This window comes from uncultured Kocuria sp., assembly GCF_947500125.1.
GTDB lineage: Bacteria > Actinomycetota > Actinomycetes > Actinomycetales > Micrococcaceae > Kocuria.
The window spans coordinates 1-12929 of sequence record NZ_CANMRA010000018.1; the positions used below are offsets into that span (position 1 = coordinate 1).

At 67.6% G+C, this 12929-nt stretch carries 12 protein-coding genes; 9 read left to right on the forward strand and 3 right to left on the reverse strand.

The genetic code is table 11. The annotated features are described in order from the left end of the window. Nucleotides 1-460 precede the first annotated feature (460 nt). From Q0817_RS12465 to Q0817_RS12500, 8 genes are all read left to right on the forward strand, one after another. Nucleotides 461-673 carry a heavy-metal-associated domain-containing protein gene (locus Q0817_RS12465; RefSeq protein ID WP_277551888.1) on the forward strand — a complete coding sequence of 71 codons (213 nt, stop codon included), beginning with the start codon at nt 461-463 and terminating at the stop codon, nt 671-673. Further along, nucleotides 670-1641, forward strand: coding sequence for a heavy-metal-associated domain-containing protein (locus Q0817_RS12470; RefSeq protein ID WP_298588025.1), 972 nt, complete (start codon nt 670-672; stop codon nt 1639-1641). Before Q0817_RS12465 ends, Q0817_RS12470 begins: the two co-directional genes overlap by 4 nt. Before the next feature lie 73 nt (nt 1642-1714). After that, a complete protein-coding gene (locus Q0817_RS12475; protein ID WP_298588034.1) occupies nt 1715-4045 on the forward strand; it encodes a cation-translocating P-type ATPase in 2331 nt (776 codons plus the stop codon). Between the two features lie 30 nt (nt 4046-4075). After that, entirely contained in the window at nt 4076-4318 is a 243-nt protein-coding gene (locus Q0817_RS12480) for a hypothetical protein (protein ID WP_298588036.1), read from the forward strand. Nucleotides 4319-4419: 101 nt separating this feature from the next. Continuing rightward, nucleotides 4420-4758 (forward strand): metal-sensitive transcriptional regulator, encoded by a 339-nt coding sequence (locus tag Q0817_RS12485; protein WP_298588038.1) that lies wholly within the window; start codon nt 4420-4422, stop codon nt 4756-4758. A 478-nt stretch (nt 4759-5236) separates the two neighbouring features. Next, the gene (gene gnd, locus Q0817_RS12490; RefSeq protein WP_298588040.1) at nt 5237-6175 is read left to right on the forward strand and encodes a phosphogluconate dehydrogenase (NAD(+)-dependent, decarboxylating); all 939 of its coding nucleotides are present in this window, start codon (nt 5237-5239) and stop codon (nt 6173-6175) included. 247 nt (nt 6176-6422) lie between these two features. Then, complete coding sequence (locus tag Q0817_RS12495) at nt 6423-7361, forward strand: ABC transporter substrate-binding protein (RefSeq protein ID WP_298588042.1); 939 nt, start codon at nt 6423-6425, stop codon at nt 7359-7361. Between the two features lie 214 nt (nt 7362-7575). Further along, complete coding sequence (locus tag Q0817_RS12500) at nt 7576-7881, forward strand: DUF4193 domain-containing protein (protein WP_298588044.1); 306 nt, start codon at nt 7576-7578, stop codon at nt 7879-7881. A 371-nt stretch (nt 7882-8252) separates the two neighbouring features. On the opposite strand, the gene Q0817_RS12505 is transcribed toward Q0817_RS12500, so the two are convergent. Beyond that, a complete protein-coding gene (locus Q0817_RS12505) occupies nt 8253-9806 on the reverse strand; it encodes an LTA synthase family protein (RefSeq protein WP_298588046.1) in 1554 nt (517 codons plus the stop codon). Nucleotides 9807-10084: 278 nt separating this feature from the next. Between Q0817_RS12505 and Q0817_RS12510 the strand changes: the two genes are divergently transcribed. Continuing rightward, on the forward strand, nt 10085-10645 hold the full coding sequence (locus tag Q0817_RS12510) for a metal-dependent transcriptional regulator (protein ID WP_298588047.1): 561 nt from the start codon (nt 10085-10087) through the stop codon (nt 10643-10645). A gap of 27 nt (nt 10646-10672) precedes the next feature. Here the strand turns inward: Q0817_RS12510 and Q0817_RS12515 are convergent, their stop codons facing one another. Both Q0817_RS12515 and Q0817_RS12520 read right to left on the reverse strand, forming a co-directional pair. Then, complete coding sequence (locus Q0817_RS12515; protein ID WP_298588050.1) at nt 10673-11191, reverse strand: DUF3093 domain-containing protein; 519 nt, start codon at nt 11189-11191, stop codon at nt 10673-10675. A 292-nt stretch (nt 11192-11483) separates the two neighbouring features. After that, nucleotides 11484-12533, reverse strand: coding sequence for a hypothetical protein (locus Q0817_RS12520; protein ID WP_298588052.1), 1050 nt, complete (start codon nt 12531-12533; stop codon nt 11484-11486). Nucleotides 12534-12929 lie beyond the last annotated feature (396 nt).

The window sequence follows — 12929 nt, forward strand, 5'->3', positions numbered from 1 at the left end:
GGTCATCGTGATGATGTCCTTTCGAGGGTGCTGTGAGAGGTGAACTCGAAAGATCTCACGGTGGCCGCGCTCTCGTCGGCAACGACGAGCAGGGCCACCGCGCTACACCACTATCGGGGGCTCACCTGAGCACGGGAAGCACCGTCGCGCCTCAACTACTGGTGACACCACATCTTGGATGGAACGCTGACCCCTATTCCTGAAATGAACGGCCCGGGCGTGGAGGTCCGCACCGTCCTTCCGTGGCACCGGAAAGCACCCGGGACCAGGCCCAAGCGGTGTCCACCCGCGCAGGAGCGGCTGGATAGAGCGCGACGGAATCTGCCGCGACCATACCGCCTCGCACCCGACCTACCACCGCCTTCCCCCTCCGGAACCACTTGACACCTGTACCCCCAGGGGGTAAATCTGTATTTATACAGATACCCCTCGGGGGTAACCTATCGGAAAGGACGAGACCATGACGACCACTCAGTTCCAGGTGACCGGGATGACCTGCGGGCACTGCGAGATGTCCGTGCGCGAGGAGGTCCAGGAGGTCGCGGGCGTGACCGGTGTTCAGGTCAGCCACCAGAGCGGCCAACTCACCGTCACCAGCGCCGAGCCGGTGGACGAGGCGGCGGTCATCGCCGCGGTCGAGGAGGCCGGCTACCAGGCAGCGCGGTCGGCGTGAACGCCGCCGCACGACTGGGGGCCTACGCGGCGGGACTGGCGGTGGTGTTCACCGGGGCCTTCGCTGCGGCCGGGGCCGTAGTGCCGGAGGCGACAGTGTCGGCTTGGACACAGCAGGCAGAAGGAACCCAGCTGACCCAGCACACCGACAGCGGCCAGAACCCGGTCGAGACCACCACTGGCAGCCATGCAGGGCTCACCCCCCAAGGGGTGAGCATGGAGCAGAACGGCTACCTCCTCCAGGAGGTCACCGCGCCAGGGACCACCGGGGACGCCGGGGAGCTGTCGTTGACGATCACCGGCCCCGACGGGGTCCCGGTGACTGAGTTCGAGACTTCCCACGAGAAGGACCTGCACCTGATCGTGGTGCGCACCGATGGCACCGGGTTCCGTCACGTGCACCCAGTGATGGACGCCACCGGGCGCTGGTCGCTGCCGTGGCAGTGGGAGACTGCCGGCACCTACCGAGTCTACGCCGATGTCGTGCCGGCCGGGGTCGGGGAGAACCTGACGTTGACCCGCACCGTGGACGTGGCTGGGGCCTTCAATCCGGCCGCACCGGAGGTGGCCGTCACCGACGAGGTCGACGGTTACCAAGTAACCCTGGAAGGTGACCTGTCGGCCGGGTCTCAGTCGCAGCTGAGTGTGAATGTGACCCGTGACGGGCAGCCGGTTACCGCCCTGGAACCCTACCTGGGTGCCTACGGGCACCTGGTCGCGTTGCGCGCCGGGGACCTGGCCTACCTGCACGTCCACCCCGAAGGTGCTGAGCCGGTCGCCGGTGAGGTCTCCGGGCCCGAAGTCGACTTCGCCACCACGGCCCCGACCCCGGGCCGGTACTACCTCTACTTCGACTTCCAGGTCGACGGGCAGGTTCACACCGCCCAGTTCGCCCTCGACATCACCGGGTCCACCGACACCACCAGTTCCTCCGCTGACACCGCAGCCGACGACCACGGCGAGCACTGACCCGCCTTCGACCTATCGCTGAGAGAGTCGCGGCCGGGCCGGTTGCGTCCATATCAAGAGAAAGAAGCACCGCATGTCTGCATCCTCGGCCCCGCCGCAGGCGCTGGGCACCGACGTCGAGCTCGAGATCGGTGGGATGACCTGCGCCTCGTGCGCCAACCGGATCGAGCGCAAGCTCAATAAGCTCGACGGGGTCACCGCCACCGTCAACTACGCCACCGAGAAGGCCCGCATCAGTGCCCCGGCAGGGTACGACCCGCAGGACCTGATCGCCGAGGTGGGGAAGACCGGTTACACCGCAGCGCTACCAGCACCTCCGCAGGTCGACCCGGGTGAGGCAACGAACGAGGGCGCGACAGTCGAGGACTCGGAGCTGCGCACGCTGCGGCAGCGCCTGGTCGGGGCGGCAGTTCTCTCGGTGCCGGTCATCGCGATGGCGATGATCCCCGCGCTGCAGTTCACCTACTGGCAGTGGCTGTCCCTGGCGATGACCGCCCCGGTGATCGTGTGGGCCGGGTGGCCCTTCCACCGGGCCGCGTGGCTGAACCTGCGCCATGGCGCGGCGACCATGGACACCCTGGTGTCGGTGGGTACCACTGCGGCGTTCTTGTGGTCGCTCTACGCCCTGTTCTTCGGCACTGCCGGTCAGCCCGGGATGGTGCACGCCTTCGAGCTGACCATCTCCCCCTCCGACGGGGCGGGGAACATCTATCTCGAGGTTGCCGCGGGCGTGATCACCTTCATCCTGCTCGGCCGCTACTTCGAGAAGCGCTCCAAGCGCCGGGCCGGGGCGGCCCTTCGCGCCCTGCTGGAGCTCGGGGCGAAGGAAGTCGCCGTCCTGCATGAGGGGCGCGAGCAGCGCATCCCCATCGAGGACCTGGCCGTGGGTGATGAGTTCCTCGTGCGGCCCGGGGAGAAGATCGCCACCGATGGCGTCATCGTCTCCGGCACGAGCGCTATCGACGCCTCCATGCTCACCGGTGAGTCGGTACCGGTCGAGGTCGCCGAGGGGGACGCGGTCACCGGTGCCACCGTCAACGCCGGCGGCCGGCTCGTCGTGGCCGCCACGAGGGTCGGTTCGGATACGCAGTTGGCGCAGATGGCCCAGCTGGTCGAGGACGCCCAGTCAGGAAAGGCTGAGATCCAGCGTCTGGCCGACCGGGTCTCAGCCGTCTTCGTGCCCATCGCCATCGCGATCGCCGTGGCCACCCTCGGTGCGTGGATCGGCGCCGGGTTCCCCCTCTCGGCAGGCTTCACTGCCGCGGTAGCGGTGCTGATCATCGCCTGCCCCTGCGCCCTGGGCCTGGCCACCCCCACCGCGCTGCTGGTCGGCACCGGACGCGGCGCGCAGATGGGCGTGCTCATCAAGGGACCCGAGGTGCTGGAGTCCACCCGGCGGATCGACACGATCGTGCTGGACAAGACCGGCACCGTCACCACCGGCAAGATGACCCTCGCCGATGCGATCCCCGCCCCCGGTGTGGACCGGGCCGAGCTGCTGCGTCTGGCCGGTGCCTTGGAGAACGCCTCCGAGCACCCCATCGCCCAGGCCATCGCCACCGGTGCCACCGCGGAGGTGGGAGACCTGCCCACACCGGAGTCCTTCGAGAACGTCGAAGGCCGCGGGGTCCAGGGCGTCGTCGATGGACACGCCGTGCTGGTCGGTCGTGAGGCCCTGCTGGCCGAGTGGGCCCAGTACCTCGACGACGATCTGCGCCAGGCCAAGCAGGCCGCTGAGGCCCAGGGCAAAACCGCTGTGGCGGTCGGCTGGGACGGACAGGCGCGCGGCGTCCTCGTGGTCGCCGATGAGGTCAAGCCCACCAGCGCCCAGGCCATTGCCCAGTTCAAGGAGCTGGGCCTGACCCCGGTGCTGCTCACCGGTGACAACCAGGCCGTGGCCGCCCAGGTCGCCGCAGAGGTCGGCATCGAGGAGGTCATCGCCGAGGTGCTTCCCAAGGACAAGGTCGACGTCGTCGCGAAGCTCCAGGAGCAGGGCAAGACCGTGGCGATGGTCGGTGACGGCGTCAACGACGCTCCCGCCCTGGCCCAGGCCGATCTTGGCCTGGCCATGGGCACCGGCACCGATGTCGCCATCGAGGCCGCCGACATCACGCTGGTGCGCGGGGATCTGCGGGCTGCCGCGGACGCGATCCGACTCTCCCGACGCACGCTGAGGACGATCAAGACGAACCTGTTCTGGGCCTTCGCCTACAACACAGCTGCTATCCCCCTGGCCGCCTTCGGACTGCTCAACCCCATGCTCGCCGGGGCCGCGATGGCCTTCTCGTCCGTCTTCGTGGTCAGCAACAGCCTCCGCCTGCGCTCCTTCACCAGCCAGGCGGTGGACCCCCAGCCGTCATCGGCGACCCCACGCCCGAGGGCGCGACAGCCGATCGACGCCTGAACCACCCCACCGATTGAAAGGAACACCCTCATGTGCCACCACGACCACCACGACGAGCACGGTCATCACCATGGACTCGCCGACGGCCGCCTGGCCGGTGCCTCCAACTATGAGGTCGCCGAGTGCCCGGTGATGCCCGGCAACCAGGTCGTCAAGGCCGATGCCGAGGCCGCAGGGCTCGTCCGCGACTACCAGGGCCAGCGATACTGGCTCTGCTGCGCCGGTTGCGGCCCGGCCTTCGACGCCAACCCCGCCAAGTACGTGGCGGCCTGATCCCACCCAGCACCCCGTGAGCCGGCGGCCCTGGGCCAACTCCACAGCTGGCCCAGGGCCGCCGGTCCACACGAAATCGACCGAAAGACGATGACACCACCATGGACGCCACCCCTGTCCCAGAGACCACCGCCACCCCCGACACCGAGTGCCACACCACGCACGGGTACATCAGCGACAAGGACCGGTATCTGGCCCGCCTCAAGCGGATCGAGGGCCAGGCTCGCGGCATCCACCGGATGGTCGACGAGGAACAGTACTGCATCGATATCCTCACCCAGATCTCGGCCCTGACCTCCGCGCTGCGCAACGTCGGCCTGGGACTGCTCGATGACCACCTGAAGCACTGCGTCGTGGACGCCGCCCAGCTTGACGGCGAAGACGCCGAAGCCAAGATCAAGGAAGCCTCCGACGCCATCGCCCGCCTCGTCCGCTCCTGACACAGCGCCGCCACGTCCGCAGGCGCCCAGAGGCACGGCAAGGACCGTTGACCCTGTCACCGGACCCACGGCGGCGTAGGCACCTCCAGAAATGCTGCCTTCAGATTCTGACGCTCACCCCGGCCCCAGACCTGGACCAGGGCGACCCGATCATGCAACCTGACCGACCGCAACAAGCCATGAACCATGAGCCAGTCATATGGCTTCCACGGCCAGATCCGTCGGCATCGACGGGTGCGACACGATGGTGCTGTCCCGGCACGCTGCGGACAGGGTGCCGAAGCCACGGTAGAGACCTCCATACACAGGTGGCATCACGGGGTGCGCCGTGAGAACGTGATGAAGACCCGGGGTGGCATGGGTATCCGAGAAACCGTCCCTGGCGGAAGGTGGCCGCTCGTGCACGGTTCCTACCCGTCGCGGAACCGAACCAGCTGGCGCCCATCTGGACAATGTACGACCGACGATGGAGGCCACCATGCAGATGGGACTCGTAGGACTGGGCAAGATGGGCGGCAACATGCGCGAGCGACTGCGCGAGGCCGGACACACGGTGATCGGCTTCGACACCGACTCCGATCTCTCCGACGCCGAGAGCCTCGCCGCCATGGTGGAGCGGATCGGCAGCACGCCCCGGGTGGTGTGGATCATGGTGCCGGACACGGTGGTCGACATCGTGATCGAGGAGCTGGCCGGTGTGCTGGGCGAAGGGGACGTGATCATCGACGGCGGCAACTCCCGGTGGGTGCACGACGCTCCCCGCGCCGAGAGACTGGCGGGCCGGGGCATCGAGTACCTGGACTGCGGGGTCTCCGGCGGCGTGTGGGGCATCACCCAGGGCTATGCCCTCATGGTCGGCGGGGACGAGGAGACGGTGGCCAAGGCGCAGCCGATCTTCGACTCGCTCAAACCCGCGGGCGAGTTCGGCTTCGTCCACGCCGGTGAGCACGGCGCCGGTCACTTCGCGAAGATGGTCCACAACGGCATCGAGTACGCGATCATGCAGGCCTACGCCGAGGGGTGGGAACTGCTCGAGGCCGCCGGTCACGTCGGCTCGGTGCGGGAGACCTTCAACTCCTGGCGCGAGGGATCGGTGATCAAGTCCTGGCTGCTGGACCTGGCGGTGAACGCGCTCAACGAGGACGAACACCTGGACCGGCTGCGGGGCTACGCCCAGGACTCCGGGGAGGGCCGGTGGACGGTCGAGGCCGCCCTGGACCTCGCGGTGCCGGTGCCCAACATCTCCAACGCCCTCTTCGCCCGTTTCACCTCCCGCCAGGACGAGTCCCCGGCGATGAAGATGATCGCGGCGATGCGCAACCAGTTCGGCGGCCACACGGTCCGGGACGTGGCCGCGGGACCCGAGCACGTCGAGGCCGCCCCCGGCGAGGAACCGGCCCACCCCGCCGAACAGTGAGCCCGGCCGTTCCCGACGGCTGGAGGAGGGCCACAGCCCAACACGTTGCACCCCGGTCCGCTACCGATGAGATGTCCGTCACCCAGGTCCCGAACCCAGGTCTGTGGCGACCCCACCAGATCTTCCACATCGTCGGTGGACAGAGCCCACCCGCTGACCGGAATTGCATATTTCGCTATCATCCGCACACTGCTCTTCACCTACTGAACACACTTGCACACCCGCACTGATCGACAGGAGAACTCCCATGACCACCGCTGCCGTGCTCCGCCGCCGCACCACCGCACCCGCCCTGGGCGCCGCCCTGCTGCTGGGCCTGACCGCCTGCGGAGGAGGCGGGGACCCCCTCGCCGGGGAGGACGGGTCCGGGACCGCGTCCTCGGAGACCGTGACCGTGGGCTCCGCGGACTTCCCGGAGAGCCAGATCGTGGCCGAGCTCTACGCCGGGGCGATCGAGTCCACCGGGGTGGACACCGAGACGTCCCTGGGCATCGGTGCCCGCGAGGCCTACGTGGGCGCGGTGCAGGACGGGTCCGTGGACGTGGTCCCGGACTACTCCGGCAACCTCCTGCTCTTCGCGGACCCCGAGGCCACGGCGAGCTCCGCCGAGGAGATCATGGACGCCCTGCCGGAGGCCCTCCCGGAGGGACTCACCGTGCTGGAGCCCTCCTCGGCGGAGAACAAGGACGCCATGGTGGTCACCCCGGAGACCGCCGAGCAGTACGGGCTGACGAGCATCGCGGACATGGCCGAGGTGTGCGGGGAGCTGGTCATCGCCGGGCCGCCCGAGTTCGCGGAGCGGGCCTACGGCCTGGACGGCCTCGAGGAGAACTACGGGTGCGTGCCGGCCTCCTTCGAGCCGATCAACGACGGCGGCGGGCCGCTCACCGTCCAGGCCCTCCTGAACGGTGACGTGGACGTCGCCGACATCTTCACGACCACCCCTGCGATCGCCGACAACGACCTCGTGGTGCTGGAGGACCCGGAGAACAACTTCATCGCCCAGCAGGTCCTGCCGCTGGCCGCGGCGGACCGGCTGCCCCAGGAGGCGGTGGACGCCCTCAACGAGCTGTCCGGGCAGCTGACCACGCAGGACCTCATCGACCTCAACCGCAAGGTCAGCGGCGGCGACCAGGTCAGCCCGGGCGCCGCCGCGCAGGAGTGGCTCGCCGCCAACGGATACTGAGCCCGGTCACCGGGCCATAAGCGGGATCGTTGACGGTTTTCCGTTCGGCTGCGCCTGATCCCATCAGTGGACTGGTCGAGGCCGCGCCAGGGTTACCGGGTCCGAAGTATCCGGGCTCGTCTATTAGCCCCCGGTTGTTCCGCTCGTTTTGTAGAGGCTGCACGCCAGGGACCCGGATTCAGGCGGTGAGATCGCGCACCCGATCCAGCAGATCATGGCCACCGATTACGACGCCCCGCGCACCCGGTCCGAGGACGAGCCGACCGACGAGTCCCTGGATGCGCTCCAGGCCCAGCGTAGCACCGCCACCCAGCCCGTGGTCATCGACACTGAGGACGTCGACACCGCTGAGGGCATCGACCTGCCCGGGGCGGACCTATCCCATGAAGAGCTCATCGTGGCCGTGATTCCAGAACAAGCCGATGAGTTCACTTGCGTCTCCTGTTTTCTGGTCCGCCACCGCTCCCAGCTCGACCATCAAACGGGTAACGCCAGCTACTGCACCGACTGCGAAGGCTGAGCTCCTCAAACCGGTGGCGGCAGCACAGCGACACGTCTCTACCCAGTGAAATGCGCGTCAACCAGGTGACGGTTTCCGGTGACGATCGGGCAATGCCCAGCTTGTGTTCCTACGGTGTGGGCGGGCGGGGGTGCCGTCCGCCACTGCGGCGCCCCCGTTCCCCGGACCCCTTGTTGCGTCCGGGGCAGGCTGCGTCGCTTAACCACTCCTACAGGGCCAGAAGGGGCGGGACTGACGCCGCGGCCTCCACGTTGCAGTGCACGACGTCGGATCTCGGTGAGGCGCGGATGCTCGCCTGCTCAGATCGGGATGTCACGGCCGTGACCGCGCGGGTGGGCCGAGCTGCCCCGACGGGCAGGGAACGGACAGCGCTACCGGGCAACGTCCTCGCCGACCCAGGCCCCCGTGTAGAACCGCGGGGACAGCGAGTCCAGCAGCTCGGCATAGGGACCCGGCTCCATGGCCTGCGCCGAACCTTCCGGGACCTTCGGGGCGAAGGCGGACACGCCCAGCCCCGCCTCACGGTCCTGCAGGGTCAGGCCGGCGGCCTCCAGGATCGTGGGATACATGTTCAGCTGGTCCACGCGGGGGCGCAGCCTGCTGTTCCCGTCTTCGCCCGGGATCCAGATCCTGTTGAAGATAATGCGGCTGTCGTTGTCGCTGTCGTTGTCGGCCAGCTGCTCGCGGAAGGACTCGGGAGCGAGGTGGTCGCCCATGATCACCACGGCGGTGTCGTCGAGGTAGCCCTTCTCCTTCATGTGCTCCACGAATCCGGCCACCTGGGCCATGGAGCAGGCGAACACGGAGGTGACCTCGCTCTGCGTGTCCACGGTGCAGTAGTCGTAGACGTGCACCGGCTCGTGCGTGTCCAGCGTCAGCACGGAGAGGTTGAACGGCCGACCGCTCCTCTCCGCCTCGGCGTGCAGCTGGTCGATCTTCTCCTTGGCGTGGGCCATGAGGCGTCCGTCGCTCAGACCCCAGTCGCGGCGGAAGTTCTCCTCCGATTCGCCGGCGGCGCGCCAGTCGGAGAGGTCCTTCACCTCGGAGTAGCCGTGGCTGCTCAGGAAGACGTCCTTCGCGGCGAAGGAGGCGTTGGCGCCGCCCAGGAAGACGTTGCTGTAGCCGTGCTCGTCCAGGACGTCGCCCAGGCAGGTGGCTCCTCCCAGATAGGAGCCGAGGTCGCCGCCGAGGTCGTTGAGGGAGCCGCTGCCCGCGGCGGAGCCCACGCCCTTCAGCGGAACGCCGCACTGCGTGGAGACGAGACCGGCCATGGTCCAGCCCCCACCCCTGTACTGCTGGAGACCGTCCACGCTCTGCCAGCCGTCCGAGGCCCGGGTGACCTCCTCCAGCGGAGCGAACGCGTCCTTCTCGAAGAGCTCGTCGTCCGCGAGGGCGGCCTCGCCGGACTCGAGGTAGATCAGCACCAGGTTGCGCTCGTTCTCGTCGCCGGTGACGGTCGGCTCCACGTAGTAGTCGCCGAGGTCGTACTCGGAGTTCGCCGCCCTGAGGTAGTCCCCCACGCCCACCGTGGTGGCGAAGGCCGTGGCGCCCCCGACGACCACCGCGCCCACCACAGCGGCGGAGACGGCGCGCATGATCCACTGCGGGCGACGAGGACGCACGTCGTCGCCACCGCGGCGCGCCCGGCGCCGGATGTGCTGGCGCAGGGCGATCCCGGCGGTGATGAGCAGGGGCACGACGCCGACCCCCAGGATGCCGATCCAGACGATGGGCCCGCCCCCGCCGTCAATCTCCACGGAGACGAGGTTCAGGAGCATCTGGCCCACGGAGATCTTGCCCCAGAAGAAACGGATGCCGGCGGCGGCGATGAGCAGCACGAGCCCCGCCCAGACCAGGACGTAGACCACGCCGCGTCCCACCACGACGCCCACCCGTCGGATCGCCTGAAGAATCCGGCCAGACATGGCACTCCTCGCATTCCAGATGCGCGCGTGCTCGCCGAACACCCTTGACATCCACCCGTTCTCGGATCCGTAGAAACCTCGTACCGGTACGCTACCCGTTCAACAGATGTTCACCCTCGCTGCACCTGATCTTAAGACCTGATCCGTCGTTGCCGGTCCTCCTACGGCTGGTTCACAATGCCTGCATGATGACGAGAACGCAGTCGTGGATGGTCGATAACCAGCTGTGGGAGCTGATCACCCCTTAATCCCGCACCAACCACCCCCTCGAGGACCCGGTGGGCGGCCGCAGATCAAGGCTCGGGCAACCCGGGAGGGGACCCTGTTCGTGCTCCACACCGGGCTCCGGTGGCGGGAGACCTGCCCGTATAACTCGGACGCGGGTCCTGAAGGCCTTCCTGGCCACCACCATGGACTACCCGTGGGAGGAAATTCACGACGAGGCCGACCGCCTCGAACACGCCGCCTCCGAGGCCATGATCGAACGCATCGACACCCAACTGGATCATCCCAGCGCCGACCCGCACGGTGACCCGATCCCCACCGCAAAAGGACAGATCCGGCGCCCAATAGGGGTCGCCCGGCTCACCGAGGTGGAAGCGGGACGGTACGAGGTCATCCGCCTCTCCGATGCCGATCCTCAACGTCTGATCCGGTTCCGCGACTGCGGCCTCACCCCAGGCAAACCGGTTCAGGTCATCGCCCACGGGCCCCGCGGGACCACTGGCCTGTTAGGAGACCAGCCCAGGTCTATCGTTCTAGCCCCGGCGGAAGCTCGGGCCATCTGGGTAGCACCACCACGCACCCGAGCCATGAGACGGACACTTCGAAACCCGTAAAGGTCCATCTCGTGACGGGTGTCAGACTCAGCCAGCAGAAAGCATCTCGACGATGCGCTCCGGATGGCGGGTGGAGGTCAGCCAGTAGGGAGTGGGGTCCACGGGGTCGGTGATCCGAATGCGCACCACCGGGCCCACGGAAACCCGGAAGTTCATGAACGCCCTGCCATCGAGCTCGGGCCCGCGCACCAAACGCACCTCGTCACCGCGGAACGCCTCCGCCTCCCCGACGAACCGGCGCTCGATGCGGGCCCGGCCGACCTGCAGGTAATCGCCGGTGATGACGATGGAAGTCGTGGAGGCCACGAGCGCCACAGCGGTGCCCACGGCGGCCACCGCTGTGGCAGCCACGGCGGCCCAGAGGTTGATCGGGGCCAGGGCGAGGAAAGTGGTGGTACCCGTGAGCAGCACGAGCAACCACATCCACCAAGCCGCGGAGAGCTTCTCCTTGTAAAGGATCTCGGCCCCGGAGCCTCCGGACGAGGAGGGGCGGTGGCCACGGGGGTTGTTGGGCGGATCGCCAGCCGGGGAAGCAGATTCGGACATGTTTTAACCCTCTCATGACCGTCACCATCGCTCGGTGCGAAAGAGCCCGTCCGTGATGCCCTGAGTTGCCGGTGGCAGGCCACGGCCGCGACCGCGGCGACGTCGGAAGACGATGTAGGGATAGGTTCCTGTTCTAGGAATTTCGGAGGGAAGATTAGGCCAATGCGCTGCCATCCTGCCCGTTTGTCGGAGCAGAACCCTTTTTGACCTCTGGCGGGGAACGCATCGCGGATCGCATGGACCCTGTGCAAACCCGACACAGGCGTTCGGCTCGACGAGATGATGGAGACACTCACGTCGGTGCCGTGGCCTTGCTGGTCTTTCGACTGCGGGCACTGCCCCGCTGACCCAGCCCGGAGAGGACGCGTGAGGTGTCTTCTCGGCTGCCGAGGACGAGAAAGGTGAGTAAGACGCCGTAAAGCGGGAGATGCCCCAGAAGCTCGGTCGCCCCGAAGATCGCGAGGGTCGCGGTGAACGGGACGGCCGCGACGAGGGCGACGACCTGGGGCAGCGCCCCGGAGATGATGAGCAACCCGAACATAAGCTCCGCGGACCCGGCAAACAGCGCAAAGCCGTCCGCATTCACCCCGAACGAGGCAAGGACGTTAAGAACCGGCACCTGGTCGAGCATCGCGTATGCCATGTGCGGGTTCGCAAGCTTCTCGACGACGGCCAAGGAGATCAGGGTAATTCCCGCCCCGACCTTGAGCCCTAGCGTCGCCCGGCGCAGCGTTAGGAGATCGATCTCCGCACGTCCCCCATCCTCCAGGCGCGGCGGCAGCACGAAGAGGAACAAGGCGATACCGACAAGCACAGCGAGGGTGACGAGCGCCTCCGGACCGTGAAGGACGACGACGACCGGCCCGGCGAGCATGATAGCGACGGCTGCCGCACGCACGAGAACACCGGCGATGAGAAGCCCTCCCACGACAGCCTGCGGCAGGATCAGGAGCGTGCCACCCACACCGTCTGGCACGTGGATGCCCGGGTCGAGGACCGCACGGTCAAAGGCGAGGATGAACAGACTGACCCCGAGGTGCACGGCGAGAAGCCGGGGCGTCCACGGCACGAGCGCCGCGAGCCGCCGGGTCGGCCTGATCATCGAAAGCTCGGGAACCGGCAGCTGCGCGGCCGCCGCCCGCCACAGGAGCGTCAACCCCAAGGCGATGGCCGCTCCGATCAGAACCCCGGGACGGAGCAACGCACCGACGTCGAGCGGATAAGCGCCCGGGTCACGGACGAACCACTCCTGGTGGGCTGCGGCCGGCCCAGCACTGCCCAGGACAACGAGTCCTGTCACGAAGGCAACCGCAGCAGGTCGGACGACGGCAAGCACAGTCACGAACGCTCCTGAGGAATGTCAAAGGTAAGCCCTTGAGACCGGCCGTTGACCTTACACCTAGTCTCATAGCTTCGTTGCCTGGCGCAGTCGGCGAGCACGGAGATCCTGGGTTCCACGAGGAGTGTTCCCTTTCTTTGGGGCGATCGGGGTTTCCGGGGTTGCAGTTCTTGGCCCTGCTCATGGCCGACGGTAGAGATCTTCTGCTGCGCCGGGCAAAACCCTTCCGGTAACCTGCCCATCCATCTGCCGCGGTTCAAAGGACACGGGCCCCAGCTGCAGGAGACTGCATCCCCATGAGCGTTTCGACTGCGGGTCTGGGGTCGGCAACCAAGGCTTGACTGGGGATACGCCGGGAGTGTGTGGGAAGAACGCCCAAAATATGTTACGCAAATATAA

Excerpts from the sequence above, each read along its gene's own strand:
- Q0817_RS12475 (WP_298588034.1), top strand. The coding sequence starts at position 1,715 with ATGTCTGCATCCTCGGCCCCGCCGCAGGCGCTGGGCACCGACGTCGAG.
- Q0817_RS12505 (WP_298588046.1), bottom strand. The coding sequence starts at position 9,806 with ATGTCTGGCCGGATTCTTCAGGCGATCCGACGGGTGGGCGTCGTGGTG.
- Q0817_RS12495 (WP_298588042.1), top strand. The coding sequence starts at position 6,423 with ATGACCACCGCTGCCGTGCTCCGCCGCCGCACCACCGCACCCGCCCTG.
- Q0817_RS12480 (WP_298588036.1), top strand. The coding sequence starts at position 4,076 with ATGTGCCACCACGACCACCACGACGAGCACGGTCATCACCATGGACTC.
- gnd (WP_298588040.1), top strand. The coding sequence starts at position 5,237 with ATGCAGATGGGACTCGTAGGACTGGGCAAGATGGGCGGCAACATGCGC.
- Q0817_RS12465 (WP_277551888.1), top strand. The coding sequence starts at position 461 with ATGACGACCACTCAGTTCCAGGTGACCGGGATGACCTGCGGGCACTGC.
- Q0817_RS12500 (WP_298588044.1), top strand. The coding sequence starts at position 7,576 with ATGGCCACCGATTACGACGCCCCGCGCACCCGGTCCGAGGACGAGCCG.
- Q0817_RS12515 (WP_298588050.1), bottom strand. The coding sequence starts at position 11,191 with ATGTCCGAATCTGCTTCCCCGGCTGGCGATCCGCCCAACAACCCCCGT.
- Q0817_RS12485 (WP_298588038.1), top strand. The coding sequence starts at position 4,420 with ATGGACGCCACCCCTGTCCCAGAGACCACCGCCACCCCCGACACCGAG.